Source organism: Corallococcus sicarius (genome assembly GCF_003611735.1).
In the GTDB taxonomy this organism is placed as follows: Bacteria; Myxococcota; Myxococcia; order Myxococcales; family Myxococcaceae; genus Corallococcus; species Corallococcus sicarius.
The window spans coordinates 1-15,628 of record NZ_RAWG01000050.1 but is presented as its reverse complement, the minus strand read 5'-3'; the positions used below and the strand labels follow the sequence as shown (position 1 = coordinate 15,628).

General features: G+C 70.3%; 14 protein-coding genes. 12 read left to right on the top strand and 2 right to left on the bottom strand.

Annotated elements, in window-relative coordinates:
* Position 1: 1 nt before the first annotated feature.
* A complete protein-coding gene (lpxB, locus tag D7X12_RS10655; protein ID WP_120625161.1) occupies positions 2-1,162 on the bottom strand; it encodes a lipid-A-disaccharide synthase in 1,161 nt (386 codons plus the stop codon).
* A 65-nt stretch (positions 1,163-1,227) separates the two neighbouring features.
* On the opposite strand from lpxB, the gene D7X12_RS10650 reads away from it, so the two are divergent.
* The 10 genes from D7X12_RS10650 to D7X12_RS43440 all read left to right on the top strand — a co-directional run bounded on the left by D7X12_RS10650 (position 1,228) and on the right by D7X12_RS43440 (position 12,280).
* Entirely contained in the window at positions 1,228-3,114 is a 1,887-nt protein-coding gene (locus D7X12_RS10650; RefSeq protein ID WP_120625160.1) for a DUF4388 domain-containing protein, read from the top strand.
* A gap of 2 nt (positions 3,115-3,116) precedes the next feature.
* The gene (locus D7X12_RS10645) at positions 3,117-4,901 is read left to right on the top strand and encodes an ABC transporter ATP-binding protein (RefSeq protein WP_120625159.1); all 1,785 of its coding nucleotides are present in this window, start codon (positions 3,117-3,119) and stop codon (positions 4,899-4,901) included.
* Between the two features lie 73 nt (positions 4,902-4,974).
* Positions 4,975-6,141, top strand: a complete 1,167-nt coding sequence (locus tag D7X12_RS10640; protein WP_120625158.1) for a PHP domain-containing protein — start codon at positions 4,975-4,977, stop codon at positions 6,139-6,141.
* 20 nt (positions 6,142-6,161) lie between these two features.
* Positions 6,162-7,436, top strand: a complete 1,275-nt coding sequence (locus D7X12_RS10635; protein WP_120625157.1) for a 3-deoxy-D-manno-octulosonic acid transferase — start codon at positions 6,162-6,164, stop codon at positions 7,434-7,436.
* On the top strand, positions 7,433-8,434 hold the full coding sequence (locus D7X12_RS10630; RefSeq protein ID WP_120625156.1) for a glycosyltransferase family 4 protein: 1,002 nt from the start codon (positions 7,433-7,435) through the stop codon (positions 8,432-8,434). The genes D7X12_RS10635 and D7X12_RS10630 overlap by 4 nt, the downstream gene beginning before the upstream one ends.
* Positions 8,434-9,465 carry a glycosyltransferase gene (locus D7X12_RS10625; RefSeq protein ID WP_120625155.1) on the top strand — a complete coding sequence of 344 codons (1,032 nt, stop codon included), beginning with the start codon at positions 8,434-8,436 and terminating at the stop codon, positions 9,463-9,465. Before D7X12_RS10630 ends, D7X12_RS10625 begins: the two co-directional genes overlap by 1 nt.
* Complete coding sequence (lpxK, locus tag D7X12_RS10620; protein ID WP_120625154.1) at positions 9,462-10,571, top strand: tetraacyldisaccharide 4'-kinase; 1,110 nt, start codon at positions 9,462-9,464, stop codon at positions 10,569-10,571. Before D7X12_RS10625 ends, lpxK begins: the two co-directional genes overlap by 4 nt.
* Positions 10,572-10,602: 31 nt before the next feature.
* Positions 10,603-11,616 (top strand): bifunctional heptose 7-phosphate kinase/heptose 1-phosphate adenyltransferase, encoded by a 1,014-nt coding sequence (locus D7X12_RS10615; protein ID WP_120625153.1) that lies wholly within the window; start codon positions 10,603-10,605, stop codon positions 11,614-11,616.
* Complete coding sequence (locus tag D7X12_RS10610; RefSeq protein WP_120625152.1) at positions 11,613-12,101, top strand: adenylyltransferase/cytidyltransferase family protein; 489 nt, start codon at positions 11,613-11,615, stop codon at positions 12,099-12,101. The genes D7X12_RS10615 and D7X12_RS10610 overlap by 4 nt, the downstream gene beginning before the upstream one ends.
* 2 nt (positions 12,102-12,103) lie before the next feature.
* Positions 12,104-12,280 (top strand): Trm112 family protein, encoded by a 177-nt coding sequence (locus D7X12_RS43440; RefSeq protein WP_167508992.1) that lies wholly within the window; start codon positions 12,104-12,106, stop codon positions 12,278-12,280.
* Here the strand turns inward: D7X12_RS43440 and D7X12_RS10605 are convergent.
* Positions 12,270-13,379, bottom strand: a complete 1,110-nt coding sequence (locus tag D7X12_RS10605) for a glycosyltransferase family 9 protein (RefSeq protein WP_120625151.1) — start codon at positions 13,377-13,379, stop codon at positions 12,270-12,272. The two genes, D7X12_RS43440 and D7X12_RS10605, sit on opposite strands and share 11 nt — an antisense overlap.
* Before the next feature lie 81 nt (positions 13,380-13,460).
* Here D7X12_RS10605 and D7X12_RS10600 point away from each other — a divergent pair, with 81 nt between their 5' ends.
* Together D7X12_RS10600 and gmk are read left to right on the top strand one after the other, a co-directional pair.
* Complete coding sequence (locus D7X12_RS10600; RefSeq protein ID WP_120625150.1) at positions 13,461-14,339, top strand: YicC/YloC family endoribonuclease; 879 nt, start codon at positions 13,461-13,463, stop codon at positions 14,337-14,339.
* Positions 14,336-14,959: a guanylate kinase gene (gmk, locus tag D7X12_RS10595; RefSeq protein ID WP_120625149.1), complete on the top strand. Its 624-nt coding sequence runs from the start codon at positions 14,336-14,338 to the stop codon at positions 14,957-14,959. The genes D7X12_RS10600 and gmk overlap by 4 nt, the downstream gene beginning before the upstream one ends.
* The last annotated feature ends 669 nt before the right edge of the window (positions 14,960-15,628 follow it).

Sequence of the window (15,628 nt, the reverse complement as noted above, 5' to 3'; positions counted from 1 at the left end):
CTCAGGACACAGGACGCGGGGGCAACAGCTCCAACACCGTCTCCGCCGCCCGGTGGGCCGCCCCCACCGCGCCCAGCCGCCCGCGCACCTCGGCCAGCCCTGCGATCATCGCGTCCCGGGGCGCGCCCGGCAGCCAGACGTTGCGGACCTCGGTGGCGATCTTCTCCGGGGTCATGTCGCCCTGGAGCAGCTCCGGCACCACGCGCCGGCCGGCCAGCAGGTTGATGAGCGACACGAAGGCCACCTTCAGCATCATCCGGCCCACCCAGTACGTCACCAGCGACACGCGGTAGACGACGACCAGGGGCCGCTCCATCAGCCCCGCCTCCAGCACCGCCGTCCCGGACGCCACCACCGCGGCGTCGCTCGCCCCCACCACCTCCGGGGCGCGGCCGTCCACCAACACCGGCGTCACGCCGCTGCCCTCGAAGCGGGAGGTGATCTCCTGCCGGTCGATGGTGGGCGCCACCGGCACCACGACCTGGAGGCCCGGGCGCTCCTGGGACAACTGCTTCGCCGCCCCGACGAGGGTGGGCAGGATGCGGCGGATCTCGCCCATCCGGCTGCCGGGCAACAGGGCGAGCGTGGGAGCGTCCAGCGACAGGCCCAGGCGCTGGCGGAACTCCCGGGCGCTGGCCGCGGCGGGCATCTGCTCCAGCACGGGGCTGCCCACGTAGCGGGCGGGGACACCGGCCTCGCGGTAGAAGTCCTCCTCGAAGGGCAGGATGCAGAGCATCCGGTCCACCAGCCGCTGGATGGTGCGCACGCGCCCCCGGCGCCAGGCCCAGATCATCGGGGAGACGTAGTAGGCCACCGGGATGCCCTGCGCCTTGAGCTTCTTCGCGAGCCGCAGGTTGAAGTCCGGGATGTCCACCAGGATGGCGCAGTCCGGCTTTCGCTCGGCGGCGGCGTCAGCCAGGCCCTTCATGATCCGCAGGATGCGCGGGATGCGGGGCAGCACCTCGGTGATGCCCATGACGGACACCTCGCGGGCGTCGAAGAGCAGCTCCACTCCCCGTGCGGCCAGGCGGGTCCCCCCCATGCCGAAGAAGGTGAGGTCGGGGCGCAGGGCCTGGAGGGCGGCGACGAGTTCGGCGGCGTGGGTGTCGCCGGAGGCCTCGCCTGCCACGACGAGGATGCGGGGGGAGGGCGGCGGCGTCATGGGCGGCACGAGGCCCGCATCGTACCTGATGCGCGAGGGGAGGGAGGCTGTAGACTGCGGCCCCCTTGAAGACGCTTCTGCTCGCTGAGAGCCACCCCCCGACACTCGAGCACCTGACGGGCCTGCTCTCCCAGGCCGGGTACACCGTGCGGGCGGTGAATGACGCCGTGATGGCGTTGGAGCACTTCTCGGCGGACAACCCGGACGTGGTGGTGCTGGGGGTGGACCTGCCGCACGTGGAGGGGCAGCACGTCGTGCACCTCCTCCGCTCGCACAGCCAGGGCGGGCGGGTGCCCATCGTGGCCATCGACAAGGGGCACCTGGGCCGGGCGCGCGGCGTGGGCTCGGTGTTGGACCTGAAGGTCAACGCGTACATCCCGGATCCGCTCAAGCCGGGGGAGCTGGTGCCGCGGCTGGAGGCGCTGGTGAAGGCCGCGCAGGCCGTCGTGCTGACGGGCGTGGCCGCCACGATGTCGCGCCCCGCGGTGGCGACGGGCGAACTGAAGGGCTTCCCGCTGCCGGCGCTCCTGCACTCGCTCTACCGGCTGCGCCGCGACGGCGTGCTGGTGGTGGCCTGGCGGGGACTGTCGAGGCGCGTGTACTTCCTGCGCGGTGGGCCGGTGAACTTCGACGCCTCCGCGAAGCAGGACGCCTTCCCGCGCTTCCTGCGCGAGCGTCAGGTCCTCACGGAGGCCCAGGAGCAGCCGGTGGTGGAGGCGCTCGCCTCCGGGATGCGCATCGGCGCGGCGCTGGCGGACGTGGGCGTGGAGGCGGTGGGGGAGGAGCTCTTGACCCTGCTGCGCGACTTCACGAGGGACCGGCTGGGCCGCGTGCTGGCCATGCGGGAGGGCCGCTACGCCTTCTACGCGGGCGACGAGTTCTCCTCGGAGGTGGCCTCGGTGGAGCAGCCGGCCCTGGCGCCGCTCCTGGAGGCGGCCCGGCGGCGGATGCCGTTGAGGGTCGTGGCGGCGGGGCTGCGCGCGCACCTGAATGAATACCCCGTGCGCTCGGCGGACTTCGGCCGGGACCTCCAGGCGATGGCGCTGGACACGGAGGACATCAAGCTGGCCATGCAGGTGAATGGCCGCATCGTCCTGCGGGACTTGCTGGCGCACGGGCGCGCGGAGCTGCGGGCGGCGTACACGCTCTTGTGGTTCCTGCGGTTGACGGGCGGGGTGACGTTCTCGCCGGTGCCGCTGGCGTCGGGGACGGACGTGTTGAGCGCATCGGCGGCGCCGGACGTCATCGCGCCGCGCAAGCGCAAGCCGCTGCCCCCGGAGACCGCGGCGGCGCTGCGCGAGGAAGCGGTGCGGATCATCACGCGCAGCTACTTCGGCGGGCTGGGTCTGCACATCGCGGCGGACAAGGAAGCGGTGGAGCGCGCGTACCACGAGACGGCGATGCGCTTTCATCCGGACACCTACGCGGAGTTCGACATCTCGGACCTGCGCGACCTGTTGGATCAGGTGCAGGAGAAGCTGTCCGCCTCGTACCGCGTGCTGAGCGTGGACGAGAAGCGTCGGGCCTACCTCCAGTACTTCTTCAGCCGGCAGGAGGTGGTGGGCCGGGCGACCGCCATCAACGTGGACGCGGAGATTGCCTTGCGTCGCGGTGAGTCCGCGCTGAAGCGGGGCGACTACCGCACGGCCATCCAGGGCTTCGAGGAGGCGGTGTCGCTCAACGAGCACGAGCCCGAGTACTACTCGTACCTCGCCTGGGCGAAGTACCGGGGCTCGCCCGGATCGCTGATGCAGCGGGCGTTGGCGGCGCGCAAGGTGCTCAAGCAGGCGCTGACGTTGGACCCGTACCTGGAGCGCGCGCAGATCATCGCGGCCATCATCGAAATCGACCTGGACGACGCGCCGCTCGCGCGCAAGAAGCTGATGAAGGTGCTGGAGCTGAACCCGTACTCGGTGCTCGCGAGGGCGGCCCTGCAGAAGGTGGTGAAGTAGCCATGCATCACACGCTCTGGCGACTGCTGCGCTACGCGAAGCCGCATGCGGGGATCCTCGTCCTGGCCTTCGTGTGCATGGCGCTGCTGGGGCTCGCGACGGGCGCGTACGCGTACCTGTTGGGCCCGGCCCTGCGCTTCCTCCTGTCGGGTGGCGAGGAGGGCTTCGCGAGCGCGCACCGGGTGCCGTGGCTGGCGGACCTGCCGCGCGAAGCGGCGCTCTGGGGCTTCCCGGTGCTGGTGCTGGGCGTGGGCGCGGTGAAGGGCGTGGGGTACCTGGGCCAGTTCTACTTCATGGGCCTCTTCGCGCAGCGCGTGGTGAAGGACCTGCGGCGCGACCTGTTCCTGCGCCTCACGGCGCTGTCACCTTCGCAGATGTCCCGGCATCGGACGGGAGACCTGCTCAGCCGCTTCTCCTCGGACGTGATGGCGGTGGAGCAGGCCGCCATGTACACGGTGGGCTCCTACCTGCGCGACACGATCCAGATCATCGTGCTGGGGGGCGTGGCGCTGTCGATGAGCCCGCTGCTGGGTGGCCTGATGCTGGCGGTGATTCCGCTGGCGGCGCTGCCCGCCTCGAAGCTCACGCGCAAGGTGTTGAAGGGCACGCGGGAGGGGCAGGCCCAACTGGGGCAGCTCGCGGGTCAGCTGCACGAAGGGCTGGGAGGGCTGCGCACCATCCAGGCCTTCAACGGGCAGCAGGCGGAGCTCGCGCGCTTCGAGTCCTACGCCACGGCGCATGAGAAGGCCGTGGTGGGTGCGGCCTGGGCGCGAGGTGGGGTGCCGGGGCTGATGGAGGTGCTGGCGGCGGCGGCGCTGGCGGGAGCGCTGGGGTACGCGGCGGCGACGCGAGCGATGGAGCCGGAGGCGCTCCTGTCGCTGCTGACGGCGGTGATCCTCGTGTACCAGCCGGTGAAGGACCTGGGCCGGGTGACGCAGTTCGCGGTGCAGGCGGGAGCGGCGGGCGAGCGGCTCTTCGCGCTGCTCGACCTGAAGCACCCGGTGGAGGACGCGCCCGGAGCCATCCCCGCGCCATCGATGCGGGAGTCGCTGCGGATGGAGGGCGTGCGGTTCTCCTACGGAGAGCGGCGAGCGCTCGAAGGGCTGACGCTGGACCTGAAGGTGGGTCAGGTGGCGGCGCTGGTGGGTGGCAGCGGAGGCGGCAAGAGCACGGTGACGTCGCTGCTGCTGCGCTTCGAGCGTCCGCAGGAAGGCCGCATCCTCCTGGATGGAGTGGACGCGGACACGTACACGGCGGCGAGTGTCCGCGCCCAGTTCGCCCTGGTGACGCAGGAGCCGCTGCTCTTTCAGGGCACGGTGCTGGAGAACCTGCGCCACGCGAGGCCGAGCGCGACGAAGGAAGAGGTCGAGGCCGCGGCAAGGGTCGCGAACGCGGACGGCTTCATCCAGGCGCTGCCGCAAGGCTACGACACACGCATCGGTGAGCGCGGCGTCACGCTGAGCGGAGGCCAGCGCCAGCGCCTGTGCATCGCCCGAGCGGTGCTGTCGAAGGCGCCGGTGCTGGTGCTGGACGAGGCCACCAGCAGCCTGGATCCGGAGAACGAGCGCGAGGTGCAGGCCGCGTTGGCGAAGGTCCTCCCGGGCCGCACGGCGCTGGTGATTGCCCACCGCCTGACGACGGTGACGAGCGCGGACGTCATCCACGTGGTGGAAGCAGGCCGCATCGTGGAGAGCGGCAGCCACGCGGAGCTGCTCCAGAAGGAAGGTCGCTACGCCTCCATGTGGCGCCTGCAGACGACGGGCTCCGTGGAGCGGGGAGCGGCATGAAGGCATCACGCGCTCCATTGCCGCGCCCAGGCGCCCGAGGCCGCATGACAGCGGTCCATGGGTGGGGCCGCGAGTGAAGTCAGCGCGACGGTTCCTCTCCCTGGGCGTCCGCGCCGTGCTCGGAGTGCTGCTGCTCCTCCTGGGCATCGCGGGCTTCTTCGCCTTCGCGGCGGGCTTCGCGGACTACCCGGTCGTCCCCCTCGCGCCGAAAGCGAAGCCATGGATCCGCGGCGCGTACCACGTGCACACCACGCGTTCGGATGGGCAGGGGACGCCAGCGCAGGTCGCGGCGGCGGCGAAGGCCGCGGGCCTGGACTTCGTGGTGCTCACCGACCACAACGACCTCAAGCCTCCCAGCGCGACGTGGGCGGACGGCGTGTTGCTCATCCCCGGGGTGGAGCTCTCGACGAGCGCGGGTCACCTGGCTGCCTTCGGAATGAAGCGGCCGTTGCAGGGAGTGAAGCCCTGGGGCCCGCCCGAACAGGCCGTCGCGGCGGTCGAGGCCGCTGGAGGCACGGCGGTCCTCGCCCATCCGGTCCAGGCGAAGAACCCCTGGAGGGACGAAGCCACTGCACGGCAGGTGCCCGGCTTCGAGCTGTACTCGGCGGACACCTTCTTCCGGCAGGCCCTGCGCAATCCGCTGAGCCGCCTCCTGCCCGCGCTGGGAGCATCGATGGTCAATCCGGTGCACGGCGTGATGTTGCTCGTGGCCCCGGAGCCTGAACCCACGGCGCGCTTCCTGGAGCTGGCAAGAGCGCGTCCAAGGCTCGCCCTCTGCGCGCACGATGCGCACGGCCTGCCCGCGTACGAAGCCGTCTTCAGCGCGCTCGACCTGGAGTTTCCGCCGGAGCTTCTGCCAGGGCCGCTCTCCCAGGACGCTCGCGAGGCCGAAGCGCAGGTCACCCAGGCCCTGGCGAGCACCCAGGCCCTCTGCGTCTTCCGGGCCCTCGGAGCACCGAACGGCTTCGCCCTGGAAGGGTACGACGCGAAGACCCGCGAGGCCCCCGTGGGAGCGGTGCTCACGGTGCGCCTCCCCGAACACGTCCCGGGGACGCTCGAGGTCCGGGTGTGGGGAGAAGGCCGCCTGAGCCCCGACGGTCAGCACGTCGAGCTGACCGGTCCCGGAGCGGTGCAGGTGGAGGTCTGGGCCCATGCGCCGGGACGCTTCTTCGGCCACGAGTGGCGTCCCTGGCTCGTCCCCAGCCCGGTGCGAGTGGTGCCGCGAGCGCCGGGCATCTGATAGAGCGCGGGACGTCGCCCATGCGCCTGCTCTACATCGTCGCCACCTACGTCCTCTTCGCGCTGCTGTTCCCGGTGCTCTGCGTGCACCGGAAGACGCGTCATGGGCTGATGCAGCGGCTGGGCTTCTACGCGCCGGGAGCGCTGCCCGAAGGAACGGGCCCGCTGCTGTGGCTGCACGGAGCCAGCGCGGGAGACCTGCTGGCCCTGGCGCCCATGTTCGGCCCGCTGCGCCAGCGCTTCCCCGGGTGCCGCATCGTGCTCTCGACGATGACGGACAGCGGCCACGCGATGGCGCGCGACCGTCTGGCGAAGCAGATCGACGGGGTCGTCTACGCGCCCTATGACTTGTGGGGCGCGACGAGGCGAGCGGTGCGAGCCCTGCGACCGGACGTGCTGGTGCTGGAGTACACGGAGGTCTGGCCCAACCTCATCCGGGCCGCGAAGCGATCCGGCGCGAGGGTGGTGATGACCAACGGGCGTTTCTCCCCGGCGAACGTGGGCAAGTACCGGACGCTCTTCGGGCTCATCGGGAATCCGCTGGAGGACCTGGACCTGCTGCTGATGCGGCAGGAAGAGGAGGCCGAAAGGGCCAGGACGCTCGGCGCTCCACCGGAGCGGGTCCTCACCACCGGCAACACCAAGTTCGACGCCCTGGCCGCGGGCCCAGCGCCCGAGGACGAAGCCCTGCGAAGCGCGCTGGGCCTCACCCGGGAGCAGCCCGTGTGGATCGCGGGCAGCACGCACGAGGGCGAGGAGGAAATCCTGTTGCAGGTGTATCAGCGTCTACGGGAGCGCTGGCCCTCGCTGGCGCTGGTCATCGCGCCGCGCTACGTGAACCGGGCCGAACGGGTCCTCGCCCTGGCGAAGGAGCGGGGCCTGTCCGCGGGGCTGCGCTCGAAGGGGAACCCGGAGCGGGCGTCGGTGGTGGTGATGGACTCCATGGGAGAGCTGTCCCGAGCCTACCGGCTGGCCACGCTGGTGTTCGTGGGAGGGTCGTTCACGAAGCGGGGCGGCCAGAACATCCTGGAGCCAGCGGGGCAGGGCAAGCCGGTGTTGTTCGGCCCGCACATGGACAACTTCCGGGACAGTGTCGCGGTGCTGGAAGGAAACGGAGGCATCCCGGTGGCGGACGCAGAGGCGCTGTACACCGCGCTGGAGGGCCTGCTGGAGGACCCGAACCGCCTGAGCTCCCTGGGAGCCCGGGCCGGGGCCACGGTGCGCCGGATCTCTGGAGCCAGCGACCGCAACGCCGAAGCGATGGCCGCGCTGCCACGCCGCCAGGAAAGCCCATGACGCTCATCGTCCATCCCCACTTCCACAAGCGGTACACGGGAGTGACCCGGCACGTGGAGTCCGTGGTGCCAGCGCTCGCGAAGGGCGAGGAGACGCGGGTCATCGGCTCGGGCCTGACGGCGGACCTGCCGCGCATCACCTGGGCGGAGTTGATCCGCCGCTCCCACCGGGAGCCCATCGTCTGGCACGCACACCGGAACAACGAACTCCTCGCGGGGATGTTGCTGAAGGTGTTGGGAGGCCGCGTCCGCCTCGTCTTCACGAGGCACACGTCGGTGGCGCCCACGCGCTTCACCCGCTGGCTCGCCCGGGGCGCGGACGCACTGGTGTCGCTCACGAGGCAGATCTCCGACGTCATCGCGCTGCCCTCCACGGTGATCGCGCACGGCATCGACCTCACGCGCTTCCGTCCGCCGGAAGACCGGGACGCCGCCTGGGAGCGGCTGGGGCAGGGCGGGCGCTACGGCATCGGGGTCATCGGGCGCATCCGCAAGGAGAAGGGGCAGGGCGACTTCATCGAAGCCCTGAGGCCGCTGTTGCCGGAGCGACCGGAGTGGCAGGCGGTGCTCGTGGGGCTCGCGAAGGGCCCGGACCAGGCGTGGGTGAACGGGCTGCGCCAGGGCATCGAGGATCGGGTGAAACTCGCGGGTGAGCAGTCCGTCATCGAGCCCTGGTACCAGGGCCTGAGCATCCTGGTGCACCCGTCCTACGCGGAGGGCTACTCGCTGGTGCACGTGGAGGCGATGGCGTCGGGCTGCTGCGTGGTGGCCTCGAAGCTGCCGTACCTGGACACGCTCATCGAGCACGGGCGCACCGGCTTCTTCTTCGAGCCTGGAGACGTGAAGGGGTTGCGGGAGCTGCTGGAGCAACTGACCCGTGAGCCAGAAAGAGCGCGCCAGGTGGGCCGCAACGCCGCGGAGGAGGCGCGTCGCCGCTGCGGGGTCGAACACGAAGCCAGGGCCCTGAGCGACCTCTACCAATCGCTGGTGAAGCGCTGATGCGCATCCTGCACCTGCTGGCGAGTCCGTTCTGGAGCGGCCCGGCGGAGAACGTCGCGCTGCTGGCTCAGGCACAGCGAGCCCTGGGCCACGAGGTGACGGTCGCGGTGGACCGCAAGCGCCGGGACATCGCCGCGGAGGAGCCCGCCGTCCCGCGCTTCCAGGCCCTGGGCCTCCTGGACGAGGGAGGCCTCGCATTGTCCGTGAAGTCGCCGCCCTGGGAGCTGTGGAGCGACCTGCGAGCACTCCGCCAGCGAAAGGTGGACGTGCTGCACGCCCACTTCACCCACGACCATCTCCTGGCCAGATGGGGAACGCCGAAAGGCGCGGTGCGGATCCGCTCCATCCACGCGCCCCGTTCCCTGCGAGCCTCCCTGCCCGAGGCCGCCGGCTACACGGTGCCCGCGAGCCATCTGCGAGCCAGGCTCGAAGGCCGACACCGCCCCGTCCAGGTACTCCCCGCGCTGGTGGATCCGATGTTCGAGCCGACGAAGGACCGACAGACGCTGCGTCGAGACCTGGGCCTCGGGGACACGTACCTCGTGGGAATGATCTCCACGTTCCAGGAGAGCCGGCGTCACGCGCTCGGAGTCGAAGCCTTCGCCACGTTGACGCGACACCGCCCGGAAGCCCGCCTTGTACTGGTGGGGGACGGAGCGCTGCTCGACGCAACCCGGACGCTGGTGACGGAGCGACGCCTCACGGGGCAGGTGACGTTCGCGGGCTACCAGCAGGGCCCGGCCTTCGCGAACTGGCTGCAGGCCCTGGACGAGGTCTGGATCCTCGGCCTCGGGAACGACTGGAGCGCAAGGGCCGCGGCGCAAGCGAGGGCCTGTGGAGTCCGCGTGGTGGCAGTGAACGAAGGAGCGCTCCCGGACCTCGCGGATGCGAAGGTGGAAGCGCCCACGGTGGACGCAGTGGTGGCCGCCGCCTTGTCAGGAGCCCGGGCCACGACCGAGCACCCGACGAACACCCTCATCGCCACCAGCGTCCTGGACCTCTACCAGCAGGCGGCGGAGGCCCGGCGATGACCGCCACGCAGGGCCCGGAACACAGCGCCCCCACGGCCCTGGAGCGCGTCTTCTACCCCCCGGCCCCCGAGCCATGGGCCCGTCGCGCCTTCCTGTCCCCCCTCGTGCTCCTCTCCTGGACGTACAGCGGAGCAGTCCGCCTGAGAGGCGCGCTCTACGACAGCGGCCTGCTGCAAGCCGAACATGTCGAAGGACTGAGGGTTGTGTCGGTCGGCAACGTCAACGTGGGGGGCACGGGCAAGACGCCCGCGGTGCTGCACCTGGCCGAGCTGCTGCTCCGCGAAGGTCGCAAGGTCGGCATCCTCACGAGAGGCTACGGGCGCGAATCCCGGGAGCCGCTGACCTTCACGGGAGCCGAACCTCCCCCCTCGGTGGAGGAGGCCGGAGACGAGCCCCTGTTGCTAGCGCGAAGGTGTCCCAAGGCCCGCCTCTTCGTGGGAGCGGATCGGGTCGCGGCGGCACGCAGGGCAAGGGACGACTTCGGTCTGGACACGGTCCTGCTGGACGACGGCTTCCAGCACCGCCGTCTCCATCGGGACGAGGACCTCGTCGTCGTGGACGAATCCGTAGGCCTGGGCAACGGCCACCTGCTCCCAAGGGGGCCCCTGCGGGAACCACCCTCGGCCCTGCGCCGGGCCACGCTCCTCTGGCTGAGAGCGGCCCCCGTGTCGCAAGAACCCGCGGTCCCCATTCCCTGGCTCGAAGCCGTGACAGCGCCCCGGATCCGGACGCGCTACGGGCCCACGGGCTGGTGGGATCCCTCGGGCACCGAGCACGCGACGAACGCGCTCACGGGAAGGCCGGTGCTCGCGCTCGCGGGGCTGGCCCGGCCCGGAGGCTTCCTGAAAACGCTCACGGCCTTGGGTGCGGAGGTACGGGATGCCGCCCTCTTCCCGGATCACCACCGCTTCACCGCGGACGAACTGCGCGGGGTCGAAGCCCGGGCGCGGCAGCAGGGCACGCTCGTGGTGACGACGGAGAAGGACGCGGTGCGGCTGCCACCGGGGTTCGAGGCCTGGGTGGTGCGCCTGGGCGTGCAGGTCCTCGAGGGCGAGTCCCATCTGCGGCGGGCCCTAGGGCTGAGGCCACAGACGCGCGACTTGTGAGGGTCGGAGGGCTGTGGGACAAAGCGCGCCCATGGCCGCGGTCTCGTCCTCACGTCCGACAGCTCCATCCTCGCGTCTGCCCCTCGCCTTCGCGCGCCGCCGGGTGTTGCTGGTGGGAGACCTGGTCGCCGACCACTATCTCTACGGGCAGACGGACCGGGTGAGCCGCGAGGCCCCGGTGCTCATCGTTCGTTACGAGTCCTCGGAAGTGAAGCTCGGCGGCGGCGCCAACGTGGCGGCCAATGTCCGCACGCTGTCCGGCCAGGTGACGGCGGTGGGCGCACTGGGCGTGGACCCGATGGGCAGGTCGCTGCGCAAGCTCTTCGACGCCGCGGGCATCCGGCTGCACGCGGTCAGCAGCCGGACCATCGAGACGGAGACGAAGACCCGCATCCTCGCGGGTGGCGTGAGCACCACGAGGCAGCAGATGCTCCGGGTGGACCGGGGGCAGCGAGGCGCCCTGCCGCCCCGGATGCGCAAGGCGATTGCCCGTCAGGTGGAAGCCGCGGCGAAGGACGCGGACGCGGTGGTCGTCTCCGACTACGGCGCTGGCGTGGTCAGCGACGAGGTCCGCGAGGTGCTGCGGAAGCTCGCCCGGAGCGGACTGCCTGTCTGCGTGGACAGCCGCTACGCGCTCGCCTCCTTCGTAGGCCTCACGGTGTGCAAGCCCAACGAGCCGGAGCTGGAAGCACTCACGGGCCGTCCGGTGCGCACGAAGGAGGACCTGCTGGAAGCGGGACACGCGGCGGTGCGCAAGCTGGAGTGCCAGGCCCTGCTGGTGACGCGAGGGAGGCACGGCATGGCGCTCTTCGATGCGAAGGGCGGAGTGGACCTGATTCCCGTGCACGGAGCGAAGTCGGCGGTGGACGTGACGGGCGCCGGCGACACGGTCATCGCGAGCCTCGCCCTGTCGCTCGCGGCCGGAGCGACCTTCGCGGAAGCGGCGCGGCTGGCGAACGTGGCAGGAGCCCTGGTCGTGCAGAAGCCCGGCACGGCGACGGTCTCCAGGGAAGAACTCCTCGGAGAGTTGCGGAGCCAGCGATGAACACCCTGGACAAGCTTCGCCCCCTCGCCGCCATCGCGGAGGAGCGGGAACGTTGGCGCGAGCAGGGCCGCACGGTGGCGCTGGCCAACGGAGTCTTCGACCTGCTGCACGTCGGCCACGTCCGGTACCTGGAAGGCGCGAAGGCCCTCGCGGACATCCTGGTGGTGGCGGTGAACTCGGATGCCTCCACCAGGGCCTACAAGGGGCCGGGACGCCCCCACATCCCGGAGGCGGAGCGCGCGGAACTGGTGGCGGCGCTGGCGTGCACCGACCGGGTTGTCGTCTTCGACGAAGCGAACGTGCGAGCCATCATCCGCGCGCTCAAGCCAGACGTGCACGTGAAGGGGACGGACTACACGCCGGACTCCATTCCAGAGGGGGACGAGGTCCGGGCCTACGGAGGCAGGACCGCGGTGGCGGGAGACCCGAAGGACCACAGCACCACGGAGCTGGCACGCAGGCTCGGGCGCGAAGGCACGAAGTAGCCATGGGCCTGGACCCCGTGCTGCAAGCCATCCTGGGGTGTCCCTACTGCAAGGGCCCCCTCGAAGCGCACGAGGGCCCCCCACCCGAAGTCCACTGCCCCCACTGCCTGCGAGCCTGGCCCGTGGAGCAGGACATCCCGCAGATGGTGCCCGAACGAGAGCGCCCGCTCACCCCGTGAGCGAGCCACGCTCCGCGACGAACGACCGGACCTCCTCGGCCACGCGGTGTTCCAGCCTCACGCCGGAGGCCCCATCCACCAGGGGCGTCAGGTCCACCATTCGATGGGGCGCGACCGCATGGCCCCAGCGCTCCATGTCCATGCGCAGGAAGAACGCCAGGGTGGGCGCTCCAACGGCGACGGACAGGTGCATGGGCCCGGTGTTGTTGCAGACGGTGAGCCCGGCGGTCCGCATGAGTGCCGCGAGCTCGTCGATGCTCGTGGCCGGGGCAAGCTCCGCCCCCGGTGCACCCGCGAGCACTGCCTGCGCCAGGGGCTCTTCACCCGGGCCCCATGTGACGACGGGCGCATAGCCCAGCGAGAGCAACTCCCGCGCAGCGGCCGCGAAGGCCTCGGCCGGGATGCGACGCTCGCCCAGCCGGCCCCCCGGGTTGATGACCGCGCGCCGCGAACCCGACCCTGTGAACGCCTCCAGATATCCGCGGAACGCAATCCCGACGACCGGCTCCCGGAAGGAGAGCCCTTGCGCGACAGCCCCATTCGTCAGGGGCGTGAGCAGGTGCGTTCGCTGCACGGCTTCGCGCCGGGTATCAAGGCGGGCGGGCACCGACACTGACTGCAGCAGGTTCACGGGCCAGACGCCCGGCCCGATGACGACCGCCTTGGGACCCGCCATCCGGGCAATCAGCGCACTCGTCACCGAAGGAGCACTCCAGTTGGCGCAATCCACCACGGTGTCATAGCCGGCACGCCGGAGCGCACGGATCCCAGGCGCCAGGGGCCCCAGCCACAGGTATCTCCGGTCGAACGCCACGACGGCATCGATCTCGGGATGCCCCTGGAGGACGCGGGCCACCTTGGAATGCACCAGCACGTGCACCTCTGGAGGCGGGTGGACGTGGTCCTTGAGGGTCCTCAACAGGGGCGTCGTGAGCAGGGCTTCGCCCACACGGTTGTCCGGCCGCACGAGCAGGACCTTGCGAGGGGAGGGGAGGGGCGCTCCGAGCGGACGACGACGTCCAGGGCGCCAGAAGAGGACTGAGGCCAGGAGCGTCAGCGCCAGCTTCGCCCACGTTTCGAGCCGCTTGTGCCACGCCATCGTGGCGGACCCTACCAGAATTGGAATGGATGCAAGACGGTGGCTTGACCTCGGGACGGAAAGCCCCTAGCACCCGACCCGATGCTCAAAAGCATGACCGGATTTGGTTCAGGACGCGCCCGCGTGGGAGACGAGGAAGTCTCCGTGGAGGCGCGCTCGCTCAACCACAAGTTCTGTGAAGTGAAGGTCCGGCTGCCGCGCGAGCTGTCCGCGCTGGAACCCGCGCTCGTGAAGCTGGTGAAGGACCGGCTCGCGCGAGGCTCGGTGGAAGTGCTGGTGCGCCGCCAGGCCGCCACCGTCTCCGGCAATGTTCCCACGGTGGATGTGGCCCTCGCCCGCGAGTACGCCCGGGCCTTCCGGGAGGTCGCCACCGCCCTGGGTCTGTCCGCGGAGGTGGCCTGGTCCCAGGTGGCCAACCAGCCGGGAGTCATCCGCCTGGAGGAGAAGGGGGTGGACGTGGAGTCCGCCACCCAGGCCACCCAGACCGCGCTCCAGCAGGCCCTCTCCGCGCTGGAGACGATGCGGAACACCGAGGGTGAGTCCATCCACACGGACCTCGACACCCGGATGAAGCTCATCGAAGGGTGGAGCCGGGAAGTGGCCGGGCTCGCGCCTCGCGCGGTGAATGACTACCAGCAGCGGCTCACCGAGCGTGTGGCGGAACTCGCGCGCGGCGTCGCGGTGGACCCGCAGCGACTGGCGCAGGAAGTCGCCCTGTTCGCTGAGCGAACGGACATTGCCGAAGAGGTGACCCGGCTGGCGACCCACCTCGACCAGTTCCGGTTGCTGATGGCGAGCCCCGAGCCCGTGGGCCGGCGCATGGATTTCCTCGTGCAGGAGATGCACCGCGAGGTGAACACGACAGGCTCCAAGAGTCAGCACGCGGAGATTTCCTCGCGTGTGGTCTCGATGAAGGCTGAAGTCGAGCGCATCCGCGAACAGGTGCAGAACGTCGAATGAACGAACCCTCTGGACTCCAGCCTGGCCTGCTGCTCGTACTCTCCGCTCCTTCAGGGGCGGGCAAGACCACCCTTGCGCACCGCCTGCTGAAGGAGATGCCGGACGGCATCTTCTCCACGAGCGTCACCACCCGCCGGCCCCGGGGCAAGGAGCAGGAAGGGGTGGACTACCACTTCGTTGGGGTGGCCAGCTTCCAGGAGAAGATCGAGCAGGGCGAGTTCGTGGAATGGGCCGAGGTGCACGGCCACTTCTACGGAAGCCCCCAGTCCGTGGTGGACGAAGCGCGGCGCCGTCGTGGCACCGCCGTCTTCGACATCGACGTGCAGGGCGGACAGGCCATCAAGCGCAAGCACCCTGACGCGGTCCTCATCTTCGTGCTGCCGCCCTCCATGGATGAACTGGAGCGCCGCCTCCGGGATCGGCAGACGGACTCCGACGAAACCATCCGTCGGCGCATGCTGGGCGCTCGCTCGGAGATCGAGCGGGGAATCGCGTCCTACGACTACATCGTCGTGAACGATGATTTCGAGCGCGCCTATCATGAGCTGCGCTCGGTGGTGGTCGCGGAGCAGTGCCGCAGGGGACGGGTGGACCTGTCCAAGCTCAAGCTCGGGAGCTGAGGTCCTGCGGGAATCGGTGGAGCGGGCTCCGCGTTTTCCCTCCACCACGTCGCGATGCGCCGGCAGCCTGCATCAAACTTCTTGCGCTGCCCGGTCGTCTGTTGGATAAGCCGCACACCTCGCGGCGACACGCAGGCGCCACTCCGGTGGCACTTGAACGACGCGGGAAGAAGTGATCCAGGACGGCAGTTTTACGAGGCCACTTGGAGCGAACACGGCAGCGGACCCCGGGGAAGAAATCCCGCGAGAACGAGGCCTGGTTCAGCCGGTGACGAGAAGTTGACAATCTCCGGTTCACTTCTTAGATGGTTACCGCAGCAGGGCAGTTGATCAGCGGGCGTTGAAGGGGTTGGAGCGGGTTGCCGCCTCGTGGGAGGCGGAGCTGAAGCGGTTGCGGTGGGGAATCAGAGGTCGCAGAGCGGTGGTTGACAGGAGACGCGGCAGGAAGTTAGAAGCCGCGCCCCCGACGAAAGCGAGCAGCCAGCGCGAAAGTCGGACGTAACAAGGAGTCGAGCGAGTCGAGCCGAAAGGGTTGACTCTGGAGTGCGCGGTGGTAGAAGCCGCGCCCCTCACCCGGAAGCCCGCGCACTGGCGCGGAAGGTACTTCTGGATGAGGTGTAGCGTCGACAAGAAAATAGGGCAGTCAACAAGCGAGTTGACAGCGAGCGC

Excerpts from the sequence above, each read along its gene's own strand:
- lpxB (WP_120625161.1), bottom strand. The coding sequence starts at position 1,162 with ATGACGCCGCCGCCCTCCCCCCGCATCCTCGTCGTGGCAGGCGAGGCC.
- D7X12_RS10645 (WP_120625159.1), top strand. The coding sequence starts at position 3,117 with ATGCATCACACGCTCTGGCGACTGCTGCGCTACGCGAAGCCGCATGCG.
- D7X12_RS10635 (WP_120625157.1), top strand. The coding sequence starts at position 6,162 with ATGCGCCTGCTCTACATCGTCGCCACCTACGTCCTCTTCGCGCTGCTG.
- D7X12_RS10630 (WP_120625156.1), top strand. The coding sequence starts at position 7,433 with ATGACGCTCATCGTCCATCCCCACTTCCACAAGCGGTACACGGGAGTG.
- D7X12_RS10625 (WP_120625155.1), top strand. The coding sequence starts at position 8,434 with ATGCGCATCCTGCACCTGCTGGCGAGTCCGTTCTGGAGCGGCCCGGCG.
- lpxK (WP_120625154.1), top strand. The coding sequence starts at position 9,462 with ATGACCGCCACGCAGGGCCCGGAACACAGCGCCCCCACGGCCCTGGAG.
- D7X12_RS10615 (WP_120625153.1), top strand. The coding sequence starts at position 10,603 with ATGGCCGCGGTCTCGTCCTCACGTCCGACAGCTCCATCCTCGCGTCTG.
- D7X12_RS10610 (WP_120625152.1), top strand. The coding sequence starts at position 11,613 with ATGAACACCCTGGACAAGCTTCGCCCCCTCGCCGCCATCGCGGAGGAG.
- D7X12_RS43440 (WP_167508992.1), top strand. The coding sequence starts at position 12,104 with ATGGGCCTGGACCCCGTGCTGCAAGCCATCCTGGGGTGTCCCTACTGC.
- D7X12_RS10605 (WP_120625151.1), bottom strand. The coding sequence starts at position 13,379 with ATGGCGTGGCACAAGCGGCTCGAAACGTGGGCGAAGCTGGCGCTGACG.
- D7X12_RS10600 (WP_120625150.1), top strand. The coding sequence starts at position 13,461 with ATGCTCAAAAGCATGACCGGATTTGGTTCAGGACGCGCCCGCGTGGGA.
- gmk (WP_120625149.1), top strand. The coding sequence starts at position 14,336 with ATGAACGAACCCTCTGGACTCCAGCCTGGCCTGCTGCTCGTACTCTCC.